This window comes from Rhizobium sp. UFLA01-1127 (assembly GCF_059803845.1).
Window position 1 is genome coordinate 1 of the sequence record NZ_JAUQTZ010000113.1, and the last position, 20,430, is coordinate 20,430.

Genomic DNA, 20,430 nt, shown 5'->3' on the forward strand with positions numbered 1-20,430 from the left:
CGTTTATACCGCTCAGGGCCTGCCGCTCGCGATCTTCATCCTGTCCGAGTTCATGCGCACGGTTTCGGACGACCTGAAAAATGCCGGCCGGATCGACGGGCTCAGCGAATATGCCATCTTCTTCCGTCTGGTCCTGCCGCTCGTCCGCCCAGCCATGGCGACGGTTGCCGTCTTCACCATGATCCCGATCTGGAACGATCTTTGGTTCCCGTTGATCCTGGCGCCGAGCGAAGCAACCAAGACGGTGACGCTCGGATCGCAGATCTTCATCGGCCAATTCGTCACCAACTGGAATGCGGTGCTGGCGGCTCTGACGCTCGCCATTCTGCCGATCCTCGTCCTTTACGTCATCTTTTCGCGTCAACTCATTCGCGGCATTACCTCCGGAGCAGTCAAGTGAGCCCATCCGAAAAGCCGATCCGCGTTCTCGTTGCTGGTCTTGGCAATATGGGCCGCAGCCATGCGCTGGCCTATCATAATAATCCCGGCTTCGAGATTGTCGGCCTGGTCAATCGCTCAAGGCCGGAATTGCCTGAGGCATTGGAGGGATATACGATCCATCCGGATTTCGAGACGGCATTGAGAGAGCTGAAGCCTGACCTCTGCTCCATCAATACCTATTCCGACAGCCATGCCGATTTCGCCGTCATGGCCTTCGAAGCCGGCTGCCATGTCTTCGTCGAGAAGCCGCTCGCAACCACGGTCGAGGATGCCGAGCGTGTCGTCGCAGCCGCGAAGAAGGCCGGCAAGAAGCTGGCGATCGGCTATATCCTGCGCCACCATCCCTCCTGGATGCGGCTGATCGCCGAAGCCCGCAAGCTTGGCGGTCCCTATGTGTTCCGCATGAACCTCAATCAGCAATCGAGCGGCCCGACCTGGGAGACGCATAAGGCGCTGATGCGTACAACATCGCCGATCGTCGATTGCGGCGTGCATTATGTCGACGTCATGTGCCAGATCACCGACGCCAAACCCGTCGAGGTGCGCGGCATGGGCCTGCGGCTGTCACAGGAGATCAAGCCGGACATGTATAATTACGGCCATCTGCAGGTGATCTTCGAGGATGGCTCGGTTGGCTGGTACGAGGCTGGCTGGGGGCCGATGATTTCGGAGACGGCCTTCTTCGTAAAGGATGTGATGTCGCCAAACGGCTCGGTCTCGATCGTCATGGATCAGAACGCCAAGTCCGACGATATCGACATGCATACGAAGACGTCCGTCATCCGGCTGCATAGCGCCGAAACAGGCCCGAGCGGCCAGTTCATCCGGCCGGATCAGGACCTGCACATGGATGGCGAGCCGGGTCACCAGGAGCTCTGCGACTTTGAGCAGGCTTTCATGCTGAAAGCCATTTGTGAGGATCTCGACCTCGATCGCCATATGGCCGATGCCGTTCAATCGCTGCGCATATGCCTCGCCGCCGATGAGAGCGTGCGCGCCGGCAAGCCTGTTTATCTATAAGGACAAGAGACTGTGGGATCGCTTCAACTGAAATCCATCCGCAAGGCCTATGGCTCGCACGACGTGCTGAAGGGCATCGACCTCGAAGTGAAGGATGGCGAGTTCGTCATCTTCGTCGGTCCCTCCGGCTGCGGCAAATCAACCCTTCTGCGCAGCATTGCCGGTCTTGAGGACGTAACTTCGGGTGCCGTGCTGATCAACGGCCAGGATGTGACCGTGACGCCGCCTGCCAAGCGCGGCATCTCGATGGTCTTCCAGTCCTATGCGCTCTATCCGCATCTGACCGTCAAGGACAATATGGGCCTGGGTCTCAAACAGGCTGGTACTGCGAAGGCCGAAATCGACAGTCGGGTGGCGAAGGCGTCCGGCATGCTGTCGCTGGCGCCCTATCTCGGCCGCCGCCCGTCAGAGCTTTCCGGCGGCCAGCGTCAGCGCGTCGCCATCGGCCGTGCCATCGTGCGCGAACCGGAGCTTTTCCTCTTCGACGAGCCGTTGTCGAACCTCGATGCCGCACTGCGCGTCCAGACTCGCCTGGAAATCGCGCGGCTGCACCGCAGCCTGAAGGCGACGATGATCTACGTCACCCACGATCAGGTCGAGGCGATGACGCTTGCCGACAAGATCGTCGTGCTCAATTCCGGCGCGATCGAGCAGATCGGTTCGCCGATGGAACTCTACAATCGTCCTGCCAATACCTTTGTTGCCGGCTTCATCGGCTCGCCGCAGATGAACTTCATCCCTGCTGAGCGCTTGGGCCAAAGCGGTGCCAAGACCGTCGGCATCCGCCCCGAACATATCACGCTGTCGCGTGATCAAGGCACATGGGCCGCCAAGGTCATTCATGTCGAGCATCTCGGCGCCGACACAATCATTTACCTCGAATCCGAGACCACCGGTCTCTTGACCGCGCGTCTCTTCGGCGAACATCAATACGAGCCGGACGAGATGGTCTACGCGACGCCGGATGCGAACCAGATGCATCGTTTCGATGTGAACGACAAGGCGATCCGGGCGTAAATGGCCTGCAGAGCCGGAGCGGCAAGCTTCGCCTCGGTTATTCCTTCATTGCGTGAATTGTGTCGTCATTCGCCTTGCGGTCGCGAGGGGGTGCCGGCCGTCAGAGCAGCCCGCTCGATGACTTCCGCTATCTGGACGGAAAGAGTGGGATCGGACACGGCGCGGGCAAGCGTTAGGCCACCGCTCAGCGTTGCAAGAAGAACGATGGCTCGATCCTCCGCCGTTGTTTCGTCAGGGCTCGTGCGCTCCGGCAGCCCGGCAGCGACATTTGCGATCAACTTTCTCAACTCTACCGTATAGACGCGGCGTGTTTCCTCGTCGGCACGCATCACGTCAGGCGAAAGGCTCGGCAGCGTGCAGCTGTCACCGAGATCGCAGGTCCGCTTGTAGCCGAGATAGAAGCTGGCAAGCGCCTTCAGCCAGTCTTTCGGCTGGCTTTCTCTGAGCGCCAAGATCGCGTTGCGCAACTCTTCCAATCCTTCGACGACGGCTGTGCGAAACGCTTCGCTCTTGGACTTGAAGTGTCCGTAGAAGGCCCCGTTTGTAACGCCGGCTGCCTTCGTCAGCGCATCGATGCCTGCGCCGCCATAGCCTTCCTTTCGAAAGACTTGCCCCGCAGCCGCGACAACCCGCATCCGGGTTTCTTCCTTATGTTCGGCGCTGTAGCGCATTGCTGCCTCCATTAAGAGCGATCTCTCTTTATTGCTTGCATAGAGAGTGATCGATGTATATCGTTAAAGAGTGATCGGTATATATCAATTGCCGTCACAGGTCCAACAAGGAGATATTCCATGCCCATTACACTCACGGTATCCGAAGGGCTGCTTTCATCCGAAGCACAGGCACAAGCTTTTGCCGGACTGACGGATGCAGTCCTCGACGTGGCCGGCTTGACCGGGAATGAATTCATGACGGCCAATGTCATCGGTTCGATCAACGTGCTTCCGGCCGGGCACGTGCTGGCGGCTGGAAAGCCTGTTGCCGCGGCCTTTATCGAGCTCAAGCTGCCCGAAATCGCGCTGGCGACCGCCGAAGCCAAGCGCGCTTTCATCGCGCGGGCAACCGATGTCGTCGAGCAGGCGGCCGAGGGGCGAATCAAGCGTGAGCATATCTGGTCGAATATAGTCTATGCGCCCGAGGGTGCCTGGGGTATTGCAGGGCAAAGCTACAGCAATGCCGATCTGGTGGACGCCATCGGGAATGCGGCAGCTGCCTAGATCGTCCCGCAATAATGCGCCGTCGCGCAGGGCGGCGGCGAGCAAATGCCGGATCGATGCTTTTCCGCTTCGATCCGGCGGCATAATGGAGGCGGCTTATGGAACTTGCCAATTATCTGTTTTTCACGACGCATTGCGACGACGCGCTCGCCTTCTATACAGCTTGCGGGCTTGGCCGTGTGACATTATTGATGCGCCATGGTGCGGATGGGATACCGCTTGCCCGCGAGGCAATGCGCGGCAAGGTGATGCATGCGCGTTTTGAAGGCCCAGGCGTGCTGTTCTTTGCATCCGACAATCATGACGCCGAACCGATGCGCGGCTCTGCGCACATGCTCATGATGGATGATCGCGACAGCACCGACGAAATTTTTGCCCGCTTGTCAGAGGGAGCTACGGTAACGACGCCGCTCGCCGTGCAGCCATGGGGTAGTTACTACGGCAAGCTGACGGATCGGTTCGGTGTGCAATGGATGGTGGACTGTCTGGAGTAAGCGCGGGTCGATCACATATAGAAGATTGCCGTTATTGGTCCAGTCGTCCGGACGAATTCATATATGTGTCATGAGGCTTGGCTATCAAGAGGTTAATCAACTCCAACAGCGAGCCCGTCATGACAAACGCAGCCTCCATTTATACAACCTGGCACAAAGATCCGCAGGGCGATACCGCAATGGCGGAATCGCATAGCCCCTATTGGCGGCACTTCATCGAGACTATACCGGAGCGGGACCTCTCCTCGAAGACCGTCCTGGATTTCGGCTGCAATCGCGGTGGCTTTCTGCGGCTGCTTTACGCCATGCGGCCGTTTCGACGCGGCGTCGGCATCGATATCGCCTCGGAGTCCGTGGCCGCCGCTGTCGAAGCTGTCGGCAGCATGCCGCTCCAGTTTCATGTGACGACCGATTTGTCGCCTTTTGCCGATCGCTTCGACGTGGCCTTCAGCTATGAGGTGATCTATCTGCTGCCCGCACTGAAAGAGCATGCCGAGGGAATGTTTCAGGCCATGCGCAATGGCGGCGTCTACTATGCGGTGACCGGCTGCCACAATGAAATGCCTCTATGGCCGAAGTGGCTCGAGCTCATCGGCAACAACAGCAATGCGCCGATGCAGGATCGTTCGCCGCAAGACTATATCGAGGCGTTCACGGCGGCTGGGTTCGATGTTTCCGTCAGGCGTTTCGGCTATGACGGTTTCGTGCGTGCGACGAAGGACCGCAAATATTATCCGAGCATTCTCGATGCATTGAGCTATCCGGCCGAATACAAGCTGCTGTTCCGGCTTGAGAAGCGCATCTGACATGGAGACGATCGATCGCAAGGGCGGCAGCGCGCTGTGGCATCAGATCGGCGAGATCCTGGCGGCTGATATTGCCGCTGGGACCCTCGCTCCTGGTGAGAAGTTGCCGACCGAGCCAGAACTGATGCAGCGCTTCGGCGTCAGCCGTTTCACCGTGCGCCAAGCACTGAGCCATCTGGAACAACGCGGATTGGTTCGCGCGGAGCAGGGGCGGGGAACCTTCGTTCATAGGGGCGTGCTCGACTATACGCTGTCGAAGCGCACGCGCTTTCATAAGAACCTGATCGAGCAGGGTTTCGAGCCGGGCGGCGAACTGCTCGTTCACGAGATCGTGCCGGCGACGGAACGCATTGCCCGCTATCTGAAGCTGACGGTTGGAGTAATGGTCATCCATCGTCGCGGTGTGATGACGGCCGATGGCGTTCCGGTCGAATTGGGCGATTCCTATTACCCGGCCGAACGTTTTCCCGATTTTGAGAAGGCTAGATTGCTGCATCCGACGATTTCGGCGGCGCTCGCCAGCTATGGTGTCATCGACTACGAGCGCTTGTCGACGGAGATCGAGGCGCGTATGCCGACGGCCGAGGAAGCACGGATCTTGCGCCAGCCGAAGTCAATGCCGCTATTGGTGACGCGCAAGGTGGATGCCGATGCCGCCGGCGTGCCTATAACCTACTCGGAATCGGTATGGCCGGCCGAACGTATCACTTTTAATGTTGATCTGCGATAGAGAGCTTCCATGACCTAGCGGTGGGAGAGGATATTGACCACTTTGCCGAAGGGGTCGCGGACGTAGAAACGGCGAACGCCCCACGGCTCATCCGTAAGATCATACAATATACCGAAACCCATGGAGGTGGCGCGCTGATAGAGCGCGTCGACATCATCAACCTCGATGGAAAGATCCGGAACGATGGTGCCTGAGCCGCCTTCGCTGGCGACGCTGATCTGCGGCACCGTTGCTGCCTCGGAGGCGAAGGTGACGATCCAGCCGTGATCCATGACGATCTCGAGGCCAAGCAGGTCATGATAGAAAAGGCGGGCTGCATCGGGATCGGCGGCGGGCAGGTTTGGGACGATGCGCAGGACGGTCACTGACGTTTCTCCCTTGTGGACATGGAGGCGGGCAGATGCCGCGCCTCCACCATGCCAAGCTTAAACCGTGACAGCCGGCAGCAGCTTGGCGCGTTCCGCGAGAATATGGCGGCAGGCGCTCGCCACTTCACGCCCCTTGATGATGAAGTGTTCCTTGAAGAACTGGATATGCGCTTCCGACTCCTGGAAGTGGTGCGGCGTCAGGACCGCCGAGAGGATTGGCACGCCGGTATCGAGCTGGACGCGCATCATGGCATCAAGAACCGTGTTGGCAACGAATTCATGGCGATAGATGCCGCCATCGACAACGAAAGCGGTGGCAACGATTGCGGAGTAACGGCCATTGCGGGCAAGCGTCTGAGCATGCAACGGAATTTCAAGCGCGCCGGGCACGTCGAAGATATCGATCGGCGATGCGCCTTCTACCGTCTGCCATTCGGCAATGAAGGAGTCGACGGAGCGATCGACGATATCGGCATGCCAGCGAGCCCGAATGATCGCAATGCGGCTCGGCTGGGTAGAAATCGAAATGGTCATGAATTTTGCCTTTCAAGGGTTGTTGTCAATTATCCCTTGGGCGAACACGCGGGACCGCAACGCTCCCCGTGAGGAGGAGGTGCGACACTGCTTGCTCTCTTCCATCCGGACTATACCGTCGGCTCCGGCATCTCACCGGATCTGCTGACCCTTCCGAAGATTCGGAAGGCGCTCGCGGGCTCGAGGAAACTCCCCATACCGCCGGTGGGGAATTGCACCCCGCCCTGAGAACGCGTGAACTATAGATGCTTTCCCTCATGGAAATCAAAGAAAAACGCCGGGCTTTTGACCCGGCGTTCGCGAATAATTTTTCAAAGATTCCCGGCGGTGCAGGGACCGTCTTCAATCCTGAATGACGAGCAGATCGGAGGAGGCGAAGCGCAGCGTCACCTTTTCGCCGACGCTCGGAGGCATCATGCCCGGGCTGTTGAACATGTCGAAGGAAATCGTATTGCCGGCGACATTCATGCGCGTGCGGATGACCGAACCCAGGAAATGTGCCGAAGAAACTTCACCCGTCAGAGCGGTATCGCCCTTGGCCGACTCCGCCAGCGAGCCGGCTTCCGGACGCAGGGCGAGCGATACGGTATCGCCCGGCTTATAGGCCGTGACCGACTGCTTCAGCGTCACGCCCTGATCGCCGATCATGATGCGGTTACTGTCGGGATCGACGACCTTGCCTTCGATCAGGTTCAGCGTGCCGACGAAGGAGGCGACGAAACGGGTTGCCGGCTTGTTGTAGATTTCGAACGGCGTGCCGATCTGGTCGGCGCGGCCGGCATTCATGACCACGATGCGATCGGAGATCGACAGGGCTTCTTCCTGATCGTGCGTCACGAAAACGGTGGTGATACCGAGCTGCTGCTGGATGGCGCGGATTTCCTCGCGCAGCGAAATGCGGATCTTCGCGTCGAGCGCTGAAAGCGGCTCATCGAGCAGGAGGACCTGCGGCTTGACGGCAATGGCGCGGGCAAGCGCCACGCGCTGCTGCTGACCGCCGGACATCTGGTAGGGGTAGCGGCCGGCGAGATGGTCGAGCTTGATGAGAGCAAGCATCTCCTTGACGCGCTTGTCGATGTCGGGTTTCGCCATGCCGGCGACCTTGAGGCCGAAAGCCACGTTGTCGTGCACCGTCATGTTCGGGAACAGCGCATAAGCCTGGAAGACCATGCCGATATTGCGCTGGTTCGGCTTCAGCGGCCGCTGATCCTTGCCGTTGATCGTCAAGGTGCCGGCGGTTGGGGTTTCGAAGCCGGCGATCATGCGCAGCACGGTCGTTTTGCCGCAACCCGACGGTCCAAGGAAGGAGACGAATTCTCCCTTCTCGATGTTCATGTTGAAATCGTGAACGACCTGAACGTCGCCGAAGGACTTCTTGATGTGGGTAAGTTCGAGAAAAGCCATGGTGAGAAGCCTTACGCTTTGACCGGAGCCATTTTTGAGAAGCGGGAAACAAGCTGGAGCAGGCCCATGCTGAGCCAGGTGACAGCGAGCGCGATGATCGCCAGTGCGGACGACTGATAAGCCTGGTTGGCGCCGACGAGCTGCATATAGGGGCCGAAGGCTGGCCGATTGAGCAATGATGCCATCGTGAATTCGCCCATGACGATCGCCAGAGTAATGAACGCGCCGGAAAGTACGCCGCTCATGACATTGGGAAAGATGCAGCGGAACATGATGGTGGTCCACTTCGCGCCAAGGCTTTCCGCCGCCTCCGTCAGGGTTCCAACGTCGATCGTGCGCATCGCCGTATCGACGGAACGATACATATAGGGGAGTGCCAAGACAATATAGGAGCAGACGAGAAGGAAGTTCGTCGACTGCTCGAAGCCCGTCAGCGGCAGGATCGACGACGAGTTATAAAGACGCAGATAGCCGAAGACGATAACGATCGCCGGGATGACAAGCGGCATCAGCGTGATAAATTCAACGATCGGGCGAATCTGGGGCAGGCGAAGCCGGACCCAGTAGGCCGTGGGTACGACGAGCAGCATGCCGACGATGATGGTCAGCACCGCCATGAGCATGGAATAGCCGAACGCATACAGGAAGTGCGCGTCGGAAAAGACCGATGCATAGGCGTCGAAACTATACGCATCGCGACGCATGCGCAGCGAGAATTCCAGCGTGCCGATGAGCGGAACGATAAAATAGATGGCGCCGATGAGGACTGCGATCCACGCGAAGAATTTCTGCAGCTTCATTTCTGCCACCGTTCCGCGCGCATGCGCATGATGATGTAAATGACGTTGGAAATGCCTGTTATGACGATCATGCCGAGAGCCATAGCATAGCCGAGATTGGCGTTGTGCAGCACATCGCCGCGGATCTGGGCATAGAGCTGGATCGGTATGATATTGAGCGAGCTGCCAGTCAGTGCGATGGCGGTTGCGATGGCGCCGAAAGCGTTGGCGAATAGCAGCAGCGTCGTGCCCAGCAGGCTTGGCCAAAGGATCGGCAGCGCCACCATGAACCAATATTGTCCGTTGGTCGCGCCGAGGATGGAGGCTGCCTCACGCCATTCCTTCTTCATGCCGTCGAGCGCCGGCGTGATGATCAACACCATCAGCGGAATCTGGAAATACATGTAGGTGATAGTCAATCCGACGAAACTGTAGAGATTGAAACCGGTCGAATAGAGATTGAAGCCCAGCCAATCCCTCATCAGTATCGTGATGAGACCGAGGCGGCCGATCGTCGCGATGAAGGCGAATGCCAACGGCACGCCGGCGAAATTGGAGGCGACGCCGGAAAAGGTCAGGAAGACGTTACGCACCCAGGCCGGCAGCCCGCCCATGACTAAGGCCCAAGCTAGATAAAAACCGATCAACGCGCCGCCGAGCGCCGAGGTGACCGACACTTTGATGCTGATCCAATAGGAGTCCATGATGGACTTTGTGAACAGATCGCCGATGTTCTTCAGCGTCAGGCCGCCGTCAGGCGTCAGAAAAGCGCCGGCGATCAGATAGATCGTGGGCAAAATCAGAAATAGCAGCGCGAAGATCAGGAAGGGTGCAATACCCAGCCAGTCGACAACCAAACGCTTGTTGATCATGGGAGCGGAACTGACCGTCGATGTTGTGGCGATGCTCATGATAGACCCAATCCGCCGCGTCGAAAAAATGGAAAACCTCCCCGCCGAAGCGGGGAGGTCATGTCAGCCAGGATTACTGTACGTTCGAACCGACGACGGAATCCCACTTGGTGGTGATGGCGGTCTTGCCGGCATCCTGTTCGTCGAGCGTCGGGAAGACGGCCTTTTCATAGGCAGCAGCCGGCGGCAGCTTGTCGAGAAGCTCCTGCGGGACCTTCTTGTTCTTCGCCAGGTCGTTGAAACGGATGGGGTGGCAATAGCCCTTCAGCCAGCCGATCTGGCCTTCGTCGGAATAGAGGAATTCCATCCAGAGCTTGGCAGCGTTCGGATGCGGAGCGAAAGCCGAGATCGCCTGGACGTATACGCCTGCGATAACGCCCGAAGCCGGAACGGTAACGTCAACCGGCGGGTTACCCTTCAGGCTGTCGCGCCAGGAAAGACCGTTGTAGTCCCAAGCGACGACGATCGGGGTTGCGCCCTGAGCGAGCGAAGCGGACTTGCCGATGACCGGAACGAAGTTGCCGGCCTTGTTCAGCTTTGCGAAGTAGTCGAGGCCAGCGGCGCCGACCTTGGCAGCGTCCTTTTCGCCAGCGGCCAGGCCGGCCGCGTAGACGGCCTGAACGGCCTGGTTCGAGGTGCGCGGGTCGCCAGCGAGCGAAACGGTGTTCGCGTATTCCGGCTTTTGCAGGTCAGCCCAGTCCTTCGGCGGGTTCTTCACAACGTCCTTGTTCACGACGAAGGAGAGGACGCCGTAGTAGTCGCCATACCAGTAGCCTTCGGCATCCTTGGCGCTGTCCGGAATGGAATCCCAGGTGGAAACCTTATAGGGCTGCAGCAGGCCTTCCTTCTTGGCGGTCGGGCCGAAGGAGAGACCGACGTCGATCACGTCAGGAGCCTGCGGGCCTTTGTTGCCCTTGTTGGCGCGGATTGCTTCGACTTCATCGCCCGAACCGGCATCCGGGTTCAGTTCGTTAACTTCGATGCCGTACTTCGCCTTGAATGCAGCGATCAGATCGCCATAACCGCACCAGTTGTGGGGCAGGGCGATGGTGGTCAGCGTGCCTTCCTTCTTGGCGGCAGCGATCAGGTCGGCGCTCGGTTCTGCGGCGGCGATTGCGCTCGAAGCGACGAGCATCGCTGTGGAGATGGTCAGAAGACGATGAATTTTCGAGATCACTGCATTTCCTCCTTTTGGGTTTTCAGTGTCTGGCGTTGCTGTTAATGACGTAACATGAAGCTTGTGTGACGGCTTCAAAGCGTTGCGTTTGCTGAAAACGCGGTTGATTTTGCTTCTAGTCGACGAGTATGACAGTCGCTGCATTTCACGCATGCTCCATGCCATCTTATTTTATATTTTCATTCCCCTTTAGCTCAGCTTGCGAAACAGCTTGGTTTGTTCGAAAAGACCTTCCAGCGTTTTCATGCGTTCGCTCGTCTCGTCCCATGTCGAGCTCTGCACCGCTTCGATCAACGCTTCCAGAATGAAGAGGGTGACAACGGAGGAATCCCAGGCCGACGGTGCCTCGATCTGCACGCGGAACGTGTGCTTGGCGTGCTTGGCGGCAGGCGTCGCCCACTGGTCGGTAAAGACGATGATTTCGGCGCCGCGCCGCCGCGCGGCTGCCGCTAGGTTGACCATTTCCTGTTCGTAGCGCCGGATGTCGAATATGACGAGAAGATCGCCCGGATTCATGTTCAGAACATATTGCGGCCAAGCACTGGAATTGGAGGAAAGCAGCGTCGTATTGGGCCGAATGACCTGCATATGGGTGAAGAAATATTCGGCAAGCGCGCCCGTGATGCGGCCGCCGACGAAATAAAGCCCGCGCTTTCTCTCGGACAGCAGTGCCGCAACGCTGTCGAACGTCACGACGTCGATATCCGATAGGGTCTGCCGCAGATTGCTCATGATGGCATCGGCGAAACGGTTGAGGATGTGCGTGCCCGGCGCGTTCGAGGCCCAACGATCGTGTTTCGTCAGCGGATTGGAGATCGTTGCCTCGACTTCCTGGTGAAGGTGGGCCTGAAAGTCCGGATAGCCCTTGTATCCGAGCTTCTGCACCATGCGCGCGACCGTCGGGGTCGAGACGCGCGCATTCTCGGCGACCGTCGTAATACTGCCCAGCCCGGAAACGGGATAGTTGTCGAGCAGGCTCTTTGCGAGCTGCCTTTCCGCGCGCGTCAAGGTGTCAAAGCGCGCGTTGATCACGTCCGAAACTGTCTTCGACGCATTGTTCACTCGATTTTAGCTCCCCAGGACGGTCTTATGCCGCTTTCCTCTCAGGATATAACAACGCTGTCACATTTCGAGTCAATGTCACAAATGAAGAAATAATTTCAGTTCCCAGTTGACAGAGACGAAAACGTGAAGAATTCTTTTCTTATAAAGATTTTATTAATCGGCAATGGGGCGTCTCCGATGCTTGCGCAGCAAGGCATTTTGACGAAGGCGGACGGCGATTGTGTTGCGGTCGAAAGGCCGGACGGGACCAGTGCGGTTTTGCTCGTCTGCGAGCACGCCTCCCGTACTTTGCCGGAGCGGTTCGGCGATCTCGGGCTTTCCGCCGAGGCGCTTGCCAGCCATATCGCCTGGGATCCGGGCGCACTTCCGGTTGCAAGGAAAATATCTGCGGGCTTGAACGCCACATTGGTTTTTCAGCGCTTCTCGCGCCTGATCTACGACTGCAACCGGCCGCCGGAAAGCGCCGGCGCCATGCCAGAGACGAGCGAGATCTACACGATCCCCGGCAACCAGCATCTGGGCGAGGCGGATAGGCAGGCACGTACGGAGGGGCTCTACATACCGTTTCATGATCGCATCCGGGAGCTGCTCAAGGAGAGGACGGCGCGCGGACAAAAAACCGTGATCGTGACGATACATAGCTTCACGCCGATCTATAATGGCAAGTCTCGGGCGGTGGAGCTCGGCATTCTGCATGACGAAGACAGTTGGCTGGCCGATCGCATGCTGGAGGCTGCGGCAGAGGCGCCGCTTTATCGGACCGAGCGCAACCAGCCTTACGGGCCGGAGGACGGTGTCACCCATACGCTGAAGCTGCATGGGATCGCCAACGGCCTGCATAACGTGATGATCGAGGTCCGCAACGACCTCATTCGAGATGACGTCGGCCAAGGGGTCATGGCCGATTATCTGACTGGGCTTCTCCAGAACAGTCTGGAAGCCCGAGCATAAAAGAAAAAGACCCCGGGGAGCAGTTCAACTGCGATCAAGTCGTACGGCAAAGCTGGCGGCTTATGTGACACATGGTTCTTCGCAATCCCGCGGACGACCGGGCTTTAGGGGGAATGGCATGTCTGATTATTCAGAGTTAGACAAAAAGCAGGATATCCAGATCCTGCACTCCATGGGCTATGCTCAGGAGCTGGAACGGCGCATGAGTTCATTCTCGAATTTCGCCATTTCCTTCTCCATCATATGCATTCTATCCGGAGGCATCAATTCGCTGGCGCAGGCGACATCGGGCGCCGGCGGTGCCGCGATCGGTATCGGGTGGCCGTTAGGCTGCCTGATCTCAGGCGTTTTCGCGCTCTCGATGGCGCAGATTTCCTCTGCCTATCCCACGGCGGGCGGCCTTTATCACTGGGGCTCGATCCTCGGCAACCGGTTCACCGGCTGGCTGACGGCCTGGCTCAATCTTCTCGGGCTGATCACCGTGCTTGGCGCGATCAATGTCGGCACGTGGGGCTTCTTCAGCGGCTCCATCGCCCCATGGTTCGGGATTGCGGTCGACACCACAACTTCCGCCGGTTTCGCCAACCAGATCATTTTCGTCGCGATCATCACCGGTCTGCAGGCCCTGATCAATCATTTCGGCATCAAGCTCACTGCGAAGCTGACCGACATGTCCGGCTACCTGATCTTCGCGGCCGCGATCGCGCTTACCATCGTTTGCCTCTTCGGCGTGAAGAGCTGGGATATCAGCCGCATCTGGACCTTCACCAACTATTCCGGAACGCCGGAGGGCGATTCCGCCGTTTGGCCAAAGATGGACAATATCTGGTACGTCTTCGCCCTTGGTCTGCTGCTGCCGATCTATACGATCACGGGTTATGACGCATCGGCGCATACGTCTGAAGAGACCGTCAAGGCATCCAGTTCCGTGCCGCGCGGCATGGTCTCCTCCGTCTGGTGGTCGTCGCTCTTCGGCTATATCATGCTGCTGGCCTTCCTGCTGGCCATCCCGGATATGAATGAGGCATCGAAACAGGGCTGGAACGTTTTCTTCTGGACAATCAACAGCATCACCAATCCCGTCGTCGCCAATATTCTCTATGTTGCGATCTTCATTTCGCAGCTCCTGTGCGGCCTTGCGACCGTTACATCGGCGTCGCGCATGATCTACGCCTTTTCGCGTGACGGCGGTCTGCCGTTCTCGAGATCGCTTGCCAGCGTCAGCCCGACGTTTCGCACGCCTTCCATCGCCATCTGGACGGCGGCCGTTCTTTCCGTGCTGTTCGTTTGGGGTGCATCGCTCGTCACGATCGCCGGCTCTTCGGCCTACACCATCGTCGTATCGTGCACGGTCATCTTCCTGTTCCTCTCCTTCACCGTGCCGATCGTCCTCGGCATCAAGGCGATCGGAACTGCGAAGTGGCCGAAGATGGGGCCGTGGAACATGGGCATCGGCACTTATAAGCTGGTCTCGGTTCTGGTGGTCATTGCCATGGCGATCATCTTCATCATCGGCGTGCAGCCGCCGAATGAATGGGCGCTCTACATCACGATCGGCTTCCTGGTGTTGACCGCCATCGTCTGGTTCGCCTTTGAACAGCGCCGTTTCCAAGGCCCGCCGATCGGCGACATGATCGCCAAGCGGCAGGCCGATATCGTCGCTGCCGAACGGGCCGTCGGCGAGGTGTGATCCATTCTATCAAACTGGCAGGGGCCGCCGCCGCGGCCCCGTCCAACCTGACGAGCGGCTCCGGTAATACATCCGACAGCGCCGCTGGCCGACCCACTTCTATTTTCCAGGCGGACCAAATTATGAGCAGCAGCTATACGTTCGACGACCTCAAACGGGATGTGGCCGAAGGACACATCGACACGGTTCTGGCATGCCAGGTCGACATGCAGGGCCGGTTGATGGGCAAGCGTTTCCAGGCGGAATTCTTCATCGAAAGCGCCTGGAAGGAAACCCATAGCTGCAACTATCTTCAGGCGACGGACATCGAGATGGAAACCGTCTCCGGCTATAAATCGACGAGCTGGGAGAAGGGCTATGGCGACTATACCATGAAGCCCGATCTTGCCACGCTGCGCCGCATCCCGTGGCTTGAAGGCACGGCGCTAGTGCTCTGTGACGTGCTCGACCACCATACGCATGAAGAAGTCGCGCATTCTCCGCGCGCCATCCTGAAGAAGCAGGTGAAGCGGTTGGAGGCCATGGGCATGAAAGCCTATATGGCTTCGGAACTCGAATTCTTCCTGTTCGACCAAAGCTATGACAGCGCACGCGAGTCCGGCTATCGCAATCTCAATCTCGTCAGCGGCTACAATGAGGATTACCACATCTTCCAGACGACGAAGGAAGAAGATGTGATGCGGGCAATCCGCAAGGGACTACAGGGCGCCGAAATCCCCGTAGAAAACTCCAAGGGCGAGGCCTCGGCGGGGCAGGAGGAAATCAACGTCCGCTACGCCGATGCCCTGACCATGGCCGACCGACATGCGATCATCAAGAACGGCTGCAAGGAGATTGCCTGGTCGAAAGGCAAGGCCATCACCTTCTTGGCGAAGTGGAACTACAGCGCCGCCGGCAGTTCCTCTCATATTCATCAGTCGCTCTGGAGCGCAGACGGCAAGACACCGCTGTTCTTCGACAAAGAAAAAGAGCACGGCATGACGCCGCTGATGAAGCACTATGTCGCGGGCCTTTTGACGCATGCCAGCGAAATTACCTATTTCCTTGCGCCCTACATCAATTCCTACAAGCGCTTCGTTGCCGGCACTTTCGCACCCACCAAGGCAATCTGGAGCACGGACAATCGCACCGCCGGTTATCGCCTGTGCGGTGCCGAGACCAAGAGCATCCGTATCGAGTGCCGCGTAGGCGGCTCGGATCTCAATCCCTATCTAGCTTTTGCTGCACTAATTGCCGCCGGCCTTGATGGCATCGAAAACAAGCTTGAACTGGAAGCGCCGTTTGTCGGCGACGCCTATGGCGCACGCGAAGTTCGCGAGATTCCGCGTACCCTGCGTGGCGCGGCCGAGGCCCTGACCAATTCGAAGATGCTGCGCGCCGCCTTCGGCCACGATGTCATCGATCACTATACCCGCGCTGCCGAATGGGAGCAGGAAGAGTACGATCGTCGCATCACCGATTGGGAAGTGGCGCGCGGATTCGAAAGAGCGTAAGGCTTTTGCGATCTGCCTCTTGCCCGATTTTTATTCTAGGATCGGGCAGGGGCGCCGGTATGCTTGTTGACCTGTCGTTTCTTCTCAGAGGCGGCCAAAGGTTCTGCAACATCAGGCAATCAATTGGATGATTACGAAAACAGGAATTCGATCATGACCATGATCACATGCGTCTCCCCGGTGAACGGAGAGGTTTATGCCGAGCGTCCGGCGTTGTCGCTGGAAGCCGCCAAGGACGTCATGGCCCGCGCCCGCAAGGCGCAGAAGGATTGGGCGCGTCGTCCGCTGGAGGATCGCGTCCAGCTCGTGCTCAAGGGCGTGGCCCGGCTCAATGAGATGGCCGAAGTAGTGGTGCCGGAGCTTGCCTGGCAGATGGGTCGCCCGATCAAGTACGGCGGCGAATATCGCGGCTTCAACGAGCGTTCGAACTATGTCGCCTCGATCGCTGCCGATGCGCTGGCGCCGCTGGTCGTCGAGGACAGCGCCAATTTTGCCCGCCGCATCGAGCGCGAACCGCATGGCGTGGTCTTCGTCATTGCGCCCTGGAACTATCCCTATATGACGGCGATCAACACGGTCGCCCCGGCGCTGATGGCGGGCAACACCGTCATTCTCAAGCATGCAAGCCAGACGCTGCTCGTCGGTGAGCGGCTGGTCCAGGCCTTCGTCGAGGCCGGCGTTCCCGCCGATGTCTTCCAGAATGTCTTCCTCGATCATGAAACGACGTCGGCGCTGATTGCGGCCGGCAGCTTCAATTTCATCAATTTCACCGGTTCCGTCGAAGGCGGGCGGTCGATCGAGCGCGCCGCTGCCGGCACGTTCGCCGGTCTGGGGCTCGAGCTTGGCGGCAAGGATCCGGGCTATGTCATGGAGGATGCCGATCTCGACGCTGCGGTCGATACGCTGATGGATGGCGCCACGTTCAACTCCGGGCAGTGCTGCTGCGGCATCGAGCGCATCTATGTGCATGAATCGCTCTACGACAGTTTCGTCGAGAAGTCGGTCGCCTGGGTTTCGAACTACAAGCTTGGCAACCCGCTTGACCCTGAGACGTCGCTTGGGCCGATGGCGCACAAGCGCTTTGCCAAGGTCGTGCGTGAGCAGATCGCCGATGCGGTTGCCAAGGGTGCCAAGGCACTGGTTGATCCCAAGCTGTTCCCGGCTGACGATGGCGACGCCTATCTTGCGCCGCAGATCCTTGTCGATGTCGATCACTCCATGGCGTTCATGCGCGAAGAGACCTTCGGCCCTGCGGTCGGCATCATGAAGGTGAAGAGCGATGCGGAAGCGCTCGAGCTGATGAACGACAGCCCCTACGGCCTGACGGCCTCTCTTTGGACGAAGGATGTCGAGCGCGCCTCGCGCATCGGCCGCGAGATCGAAACCGGCACCGTCTTCATGAACCGCGCCGATTATCTCGATCCGGCCCTGTGCTGGACTGGCGTCAAGGAAACCGGCCGCGGCGGCTCGCTGTCGATCATCGGCTTCCACAATCTGACGCGCCCGAAATCCTACCATCTGAAGAAAGTAACAGCATGAGCACTATCTCAGCCAACTGGAGCTATCCGAACGCCTTCAAACTCGGCCGTGGCCGCATCAAGGAACTGGCGGACGCCTGCAAGAGCCTGGGCATGAAGAAGCCGCTTTTGATCACCGACCGGGGACTTGCCTCGATGGCGATCACGGCGACGGCACTGGATATTCTGGAAGACGCAGGTCTCGGCCGCGCCATCTTCGCCGACGTCGATCCGAATCCGAACGAGAAAAACCTCGAAGCCGGCGTGAAAGCCTTCAAGGATGGCTGTCATGACGGCGTCGTCGCCTTCGGCGGCGGTTCCGGCCTCGATCTCGGCAAGTGCGTTGCCTTCATGGTGGGGCAGGCGCGTCCGGTCTGGGATTTCGAAGACATCGGCGACTGGTGGACACGCGCCAGCCTCGAAGGCATCGCCCCGATCGTCGCCGTACCGACGACGGCAGGCACCGGTTCGGAGGTCGGCCGTGCCAGCGTCATCACCAATTCCGCAACGCATGTGAAGAGGATCATCTTCCATCCGAAATTCCTTCCCGGCGTCGTCATCGCCGATCCGGAACTGACCGTCGGCATGCCGAAGGTCATCACCGCAGGTACGGGCATGGATGCTTTCGCCCATTGCCTGGAAGCCTATTCCTCGCCCTTCTACCATCCGATGTCGGCCGGTATCGCGCTCGAAGGCATGCGGCTCGTCAAGGAATTCCTGCCGCGTGCCTATCGTGAAGGGACCGATCTCGAAGCGCGCGCAAATATGATGAGCGCGGCCGCCATGGGCGCCGTTGCCTTCCAGAAGGGGCTCGGCGCCATTCACGCGCTGTCGCATCCGATCGGTGCCGTGTACAATACGCATCACGGCATGACCAATGCCGTCGTCATGCCGGCGGTCCTGCGTTTCAACCGCAAGGCTATCGAGGACAAGATTGCCCGCGCTGCCGCCTATCTCGGCATCTCAGGCGGTTTCGACGGCTTCTATGATTATGTGCTGAAGCTGCGTGCCGAACTTGGCGTGCCGGAAAGCCTTTCGGCCATGGGCATTGCGCCGGATCGCATCGATGAGCTCTCGGCCATGGCGATCGAAGATCCAAGCGCCGGGGGCAATCCGGTGCCGATGACACTGGAAAACACTAAAGCTCTCTTCCGGGATTGCTTCTAAAACGCTGCCCAACACCTTGATGTGCTGGAGGAATTGACAGCGCATCAGGTCAAACAAAAGAGCCGCCGGGCGTCACCCGGCTGCTCTTTTGTCGAGAAGCTATATGCCGATCAATCCACGAATTCGACGACGACGCCCGGCTTGACCATCTTGGCGAGTTCGGTCGCATCCCAATTGGTGAGGCGCACGCAACCATGGCTCTGCGTCTTGCCGATTCTTGATGGGTCCGGCGTGCCGTGGATGCCGTAGGTTGGCTTCGACAGAGCCATCCAGACCGTGCCAACCGGGCCATTCGGGCCTGGCGGAATGTTGAGAACCTTGTCGTTTCCGGCTTGTTGGAAGTTGATCTTCGGATTGTAGGTATAGCCAGGGTTGAATGCGACGCGCTCGACCGTCACCGTGCCGGAAGGCGAGGGCGTGTCGGCAGAGCCGATGCTCGCCGGATAGGCTGCAATCAGGGTACCGGTGGCGTCATAGGCGAAAACCTGCTTGCGGCCCTTGTCCGCTAGGATCTTGGCGACCGTGCCGGTCTTGCTGGGACCGGTATTGACGACCTTGATAGTGCTGCCCGGCACGGTGAAATCGACACCGGGATTGAGCGCCTTCAGATAGCCTTCATCCATATGGAAGCGCTCCGCCAGCATTTCGGTCGTCGACGTGTAGCCGAGGGAAGGCATCTGGGACTTCGCGGCATAATCTTCGGGGATCGATGCGACATAGGGGCCGGCCGCATCTGCGGCCGTGATCGTATAATTGACGATCGGCATGCCGCCGGACAAGCGCAGCTGCTCGAGGATCGCGTCAGTATTGTTCGGATCGAGAGTCTGGCCGGTCATCTGCTGGTAGGCATAGATCGCCTTGGTGACATTGGCGCCCATTCTGCCGTCGATGGCACCCGGCGAAATGCCCTGCCGCGCAAGGAACACCTCGAGGGCGGTGATTTCCATCTTCGACTTGCCCTTTAGTGTGATGACGGGCTCTGCAGGCGGCTTGTTGACGATATCGGGCGTGCCCTGCTGCGGGTCTATCGATGCATAGTCGTTGCCGCTGGCATTTGCCTGACTTCGGCTCGGCTCCGGCATCGGTTGATTGTCGAGCGGCTGGCGCTGAATATCGCTATCACGCGGAATGGCGCCAGTGACTACGTCACGATCCTGCTGGCCGTAACCATTGTTAGGGCCGCCGTCATAATTTCCGTAGCGGTCGGTACGATACTGGCGATAGTCTTGGTAATTGCCGTTATCGGACAGCTGCGTATCGCCGTAGCGGCCGCCGTTATTGCCATAGGTATCGCGGGCAGGTGCGCGGGGATAATAGGTGCTTGCCTTCATCTCGGTCGCGACGACATTGCCGTAGGCATCGATCAGAACCCGGCGGCCGCGCCCGTCGCGCGCCATGGAGTATCCGCCGCCATAGGGATACTGATCGAGGATCCGGCCGTCAGGAGTGACGAGAACCGTGTTGCCGCTTCCACCGCGGTAATATTGTGCGTGCGCATCGGTGAGCGCAAGCATCGACACGGCGGCAGTCATTGCCAAGGCAAAACTCAATTTTACGAACCGGTTCACGTCTATCGAATCCTCGGGGTAGTCGTTCGGCTGACACACATGGCAATTTTGTCGCCAGTATGGAAATTTAGATTATCATGC

At 58.9% G+C, this 20,430-nt stretch carries 21 protein-coding genes and 1 riboswitch; of the genes, 12 read left to right on the forward strand and 9 right to left on the reverse strand.

Annotated elements, in window-relative coordinates; translation table 11 throughout:
* The 3 genes from Q4Q11_RS23580 to Q4Q11_RS23590 form a co-directional block, all read left to right on the forward strand.
* A partial coding sequence (locus tag Q4Q11_RS23580) for a carbohydrate ABC transporter permease (RefSeq protein ID WP_498571002.1) occupies nt 1–400 on the forward strand: 400 nt, incomplete at its 5' end.
* A complete protein-coding gene (locus Q4Q11_RS23585) occupies nt 397–1,461 on the forward strand; it encodes a Gfo/Idh/MocA family protein (RefSeq protein ID WP_113337683.1) in 1,065 nt (354 codons plus the stop codon). The genes Q4Q11_RS23580 and Q4Q11_RS23585, both read left to right, overlap by 4 nt.
* Before the next feature lie 12 nt (nt 1,462–1,473).
* Entirely contained in the window at nt 1,474–2,478 is a 1,005-nt protein-coding gene (locus tag Q4Q11_RS23590) for an ABC transporter ATP-binding protein (protein ID WP_112513133.1), read from the forward strand.
* A 65-nt stretch (nt 2,479–2,543) separates the two neighbouring features.
* Here Q4Q11_RS23590 and Q4Q11_RS23595 read toward each other — a convergent pair whose 3' ends face one another.
* Entirely contained in the window at nt 2,544–3,149 is a 606-nt protein-coding gene (locus Q4Q11_RS23595; RefSeq protein WP_113337682.1) for a TetR/AcrR family transcriptional regulator, read from the reverse strand.
* A gap of 120 nt (nt 3,150–3,269) precedes the next feature.
* On the opposite strand from Q4Q11_RS23595, the gene Q4Q11_RS23600 reads away from it, so the two are divergent.
* The 4 genes from Q4Q11_RS23600 (at nt 3,270) to phnF (ending at nt 5,725) form a co-directional block, all read left to right on the forward strand.
* The gene (locus tag Q4Q11_RS23600) at nt 3,270–3,695 is read left to right on the forward strand and encodes a tautomerase family protein (RefSeq protein WP_112513132.1); all 426 of its coding nucleotides are present in this window, start codon (nt 3,270–3,272) and stop codon (nt 3,693–3,695) included.
* Between the two features lie 98 nt (nt 3,696–3,793).
* Nucleotides 3,794–4,189, forward strand: coding sequence for a VOC family protein (locus Q4Q11_RS23605; protein ID WP_113222409.1), 396 nt, complete (start codon nt 3,794–3,796; stop codon nt 4,187–4,189).
* 119 nt (nt 4,190–4,308) lie between these two features.
* On the forward strand, nt 4,309–4,995 hold the full coding sequence (locus tag Q4Q11_RS23610) for a class I SAM-dependent methyltransferase (RefSeq protein WP_112513130.1): 687 nt from the start codon (nt 4,309–4,311) through the stop codon (nt 4,993–4,995).
* A 1-nt stretch (nt 4,996) separates the two neighbouring features.
* Nucleotides 4,997–5,725 carry a phosphonate metabolism transcriptional regulator PhnF gene (phnF, locus tag Q4Q11_RS23615; protein WP_498571003.1) on the forward strand — a complete coding sequence of 243 codons (729 nt, stop codon included), beginning with the start codon at nt 4,997–4,999 and terminating at the stop codon, nt 5,723–5,725.
* 14 nt (nt 5,726–5,739) lie between these two features.
* Here phnF and Q4Q11_RS23620 read toward each other — a convergent pair whose 3' ends face one another.
* The 7 genes from Q4Q11_RS23620 to Q4Q11_RS23650 form a co-directional block, all read right to left on the reverse strand.
* Complete coding sequence (locus Q4Q11_RS23620; protein WP_112513128.1) at nt 5,740–6,090, reverse strand: VOC family protein; 351 nt, start codon at nt 6,088–6,090, stop codon at nt 5,740–5,742.
* Between the two features lie 60 nt (nt 6,091–6,150).
* A complete protein-coding gene (locus Q4Q11_RS23625) occupies nt 6,151–6,627 on the reverse strand; it encodes a 6,7-dimethyl-8-ribityllumazine synthase (RefSeq protein WP_112513127.1) in 477 nt (158 codons plus the stop codon).
* An 89-nt stretch (nt 6,628–6,716) separates the two neighbouring features.
* Nucleotides 6,717–6,863, reverse strand: a riboswitch (FMN riboswitch).
* Nucleotides 6,864–6,969: 106 nt separating this feature from the next.
* Entirely contained in the window at nt 6,970–8,031 is a 1,062-nt protein-coding gene (locus tag Q4Q11_RS23630) for an ABC transporter ATP-binding protein (RefSeq protein ID WP_498571004.1), read from the reverse strand.
* Nucleotides 8,032–8,042: 11 nt separating this feature from the next.
* Nucleotides 8,043–8,831: an ABC transporter permease gene (locus Q4Q11_RS23635; protein WP_112507751.1), complete on the reverse strand. Its 789-nt coding sequence runs from the start codon at nt 8,829–8,831 to the stop codon at nt 8,043–8,045.
* Nucleotides 8,828–9,721, reverse strand: a complete 894-nt coding sequence (locus tag Q4Q11_RS23640; protein WP_112507749.1) for an ABC transporter permease — start codon at nt 9,719–9,721, stop codon at nt 8,828–8,830. The genes Q4Q11_RS23635 and Q4Q11_RS23640 overlap by 4 nt, the downstream gene beginning before the upstream one ends.
* A 73-nt stretch (nt 9,722–9,794) precedes the next feature.
* On the reverse strand, nt 9,795–10,898 hold the full coding sequence (locus Q4Q11_RS23645) for an ABC transporter substrate-binding protein (RefSeq protein WP_112507747.1): 1,104 nt from the start codon (nt 10,896–10,898) through the stop codon (nt 9,795–9,797).
* A 189-nt stretch (nt 10,899–11,087) separates the two neighbouring features.
* Nucleotides 11,088–11,960 carry a MurR/RpiR family transcriptional regulator gene (locus Q4Q11_RS23650; RefSeq protein WP_112507745.1) on the reverse strand — a complete coding sequence of 291 codons (873 nt, stop codon included), beginning with the start codon at nt 11,958–11,960 and terminating at the stop codon, nt 11,088–11,090.
* A gap of 180 nt (nt 11,961–12,140) precedes the next feature.
* On the opposite strand from Q4Q11_RS23650, the gene Q4Q11_RS23655 reads away from it, so the two are divergent.
* The 5 genes from Q4Q11_RS23655 to Q4Q11_RS23675 all read left to right on the forward strand — a co-directional run bounded on the left by Q4Q11_RS23655 (nt 12,141) and on the right by Q4Q11_RS23675 (nt 18,781).
* Complete coding sequence (locus tag Q4Q11_RS23655; RefSeq protein WP_498571005.1) at nt 12,141–12,914, forward strand: N-formylglutamate amidohydrolase; 774 nt, start codon at nt 12,141–12,143, stop codon at nt 12,912–12,914.
* Between the two features lie 118 nt (nt 12,915–13,032).
* Nucleotides 13,033–14,604 (forward strand): amino acid permease, encoded by a 1,572-nt coding sequence (locus tag Q4Q11_RS23660; RefSeq protein ID WP_112507741.1) that lies wholly within the window; start codon nt 13,033–13,035, stop codon nt 14,602–14,604.
* Nucleotides 14,605–14,726: 122 nt separating this feature from the next.
* Entirely contained in the window at nt 14,727–16,097 is a 1,371-nt protein-coding gene (locus Q4Q11_RS23665) for a glutamine synthetase family protein (RefSeq protein WP_113337642.1), read from the forward strand.
* A gap of 153 nt (nt 16,098–16,250) precedes the next feature.
* A complete protein-coding gene (locus Q4Q11_RS23670) occupies nt 16,251–17,636 on the forward strand; it encodes an aldehyde dehydrogenase family protein (RefSeq protein WP_498571006.1) in 1,386 nt (461 codons plus the stop codon).
* Nucleotides 17,633–18,781, forward strand: a complete 1,149-nt coding sequence (locus Q4Q11_RS23675; RefSeq protein ID WP_498571007.1) for an iron-containing alcohol dehydrogenase — start codon at nt 17,633–17,635, stop codon at nt 18,779–18,781. Before Q4Q11_RS23670 ends, Q4Q11_RS23675 begins: the two co-directional genes overlap by 4 nt.
* Nucleotides 18,782–18,891: 110 nt before the next feature.
* On the opposite strand, the gene Q4Q11_RS23680 is transcribed toward Q4Q11_RS23675, so the two are convergent.
* On the reverse strand, nt 18,892–20,349 hold the full coding sequence (locus Q4Q11_RS23680) for a L,D-transpeptidase (protein WP_498571008.1): 1,458 nt from the start codon (nt 20,347–20,349) through the stop codon (nt 18,892–18,894).
* Nucleotides 20,350–20,430: the final 81 nt, after the last annotated feature.